Raw genomic sequence first — 1743 nt, forward strand, 5'->3', positions numbered from 1 at the left:
CACGGCAGACCAGGTGCTGAACCTGACTGTGACTCCAAAACCTGCAGATGTGGTGACGAATGCAACGATCTGCTCGGGAGAGACTTATACATGGACAGCCAACAATACGGCTTACAGCACAACGCAAAGCGGAATGAGAATCCTAAACAACGGATGCACGGCAGACCAGGTGCTGAACCTGACTGTGACTCCGAAGCCTGCGGATGTGGTACGAATGCAACGATCTGCTCGGGAGAGACTTATACATGGGCAGTGAACAATACAGTTTACAGCACAGCCCAAAGCGGAACGAGAATCCCAAACAACGGATGCACGGCAGACCAGGTGCTGAACCTGACTGTGACTCCGAAGCCTGCGGATGTGGTGACGAACGCAACAATCTGCTCGGGAGAGACTTATACATGGGCAGTGAACAATACAGCCTACAGCACAACCCAAAGCGGAACGAGAATCAGCAACAACGGATGCACGGCAGACCAGGTGCTGAACCTGACTGTGACTCCGAAGCCTGCGGATGTGGTGCGAACGCAACAATCTGCTCGGGAGAAACTTATACATGGGCTGTGAACAATACAGCCTACAGCACAACGCAAAGCGGAACCAGAATCTCAAACAACGGCTGTACAGCAGACCAAGTGCTGAATCTGACTGTCACTCCGAAGCCTGCAGATGTTGTAACGAATGCGACAATCTGTTCAGGAGAAACTTATACATGGACAGCAAACAATACGGTATACAGCACAACCCAAAGCGGAACGAGAATCAGCAACAACGGCTGTACTGCAGATCAGGTATTGAACCTGACTATTACTCCGAAACCTGCAAAAATAATAACCACAGCAACCATCTGTTCTGGTGACACTTATACATGGTCGGCAAATTCGACAGCTTATACGATTGGCGGGACTTATCTGATCCTGAACAACGGCTGTACTGCTGATCAGGAGCTTCAATTGACGGTGACTCCCAAGCCTGTAGATGTTGTAACGAATGCAACAATCTGTTCAGGAGATACTTATACATGGGCAGTGAACAATACGGTCTACAGCACAACCCAAAGCGGAACCAGAACCAACAACAACGGCTGTACTGCAGACCAGGTTCTGAACCTGACAGTAAATCCTGTGCCGGCAACACCAAGCATTTCTGCTGGAGGGCCGACAACATTCTGTACAGGAGGAAATGTTGTTCTGACTTCAACCAGCGGAACAAGCTACTTATGGTCTAATGGAGCTACAACGCAATCAATTACGGTTTCAAATTCAGGAAGTTATAGTGTTCAGGTAACGAATGCTTCGGGCTGTTCAAGCGCATCTTCGACAGCAGTGGATGTAACTGTGAACACCATTCCTTCAGCACCTTCAGCTTCAGATCAGGCATTCTGTTCTGTAGATGCCAAAACGGTTGGTGATCTATCACCTTCAGGAACTGGAATCAAATGGTACAGCTCAAATTCAGCAACCACTGCATATACAGGAATAGAAGTATTGTCTACAGGAACTTATTATGTGAGCCAGACAACCAGCGGATGCGAGAGCGCGAGAACTGCTGTAAATGTTACGGTTGATCCAAAACAGGCAGATGTGGTAACGAATGCAACGATCTGTTCAGGAGATACCTATACATGGACAGCCAACAATACGGCTTACAGCACAACGCAAAGCGGAACCAGAATCTCAAACAACGGATGCACGGCAGACCAGGTGCTGAACCTGACTGTGACTCCGAAGCCTGCGGATGTGG

At 48.8% G+C, this 1743-nt stretch carries 1 protein-coding gene; it reads left to right on the forward strand.

What is annotated here, in order from left to right; genetic code table 11:
• Positions 1-308 precede the first annotated feature (308 nt).
• A partial coding sequence (locus EYY60_RS00100) for an Ig-like domain-containing protein (RefSeq protein ID WP_449404167.1) occupies positions 309-1743 on the forward strand: 1435 nt, incomplete at its 3' end.

It is taken from the genome of Flavobacterium zhairuonense, from assembly GCF_004352915.1.
GTDB classification, from domain to species: Bacteria; Bacteroidota; Bacteroidia; order Flavobacteriales; family Flavobacteriaceae; genus Flavobacterium; species Flavobacterium zhairuonense.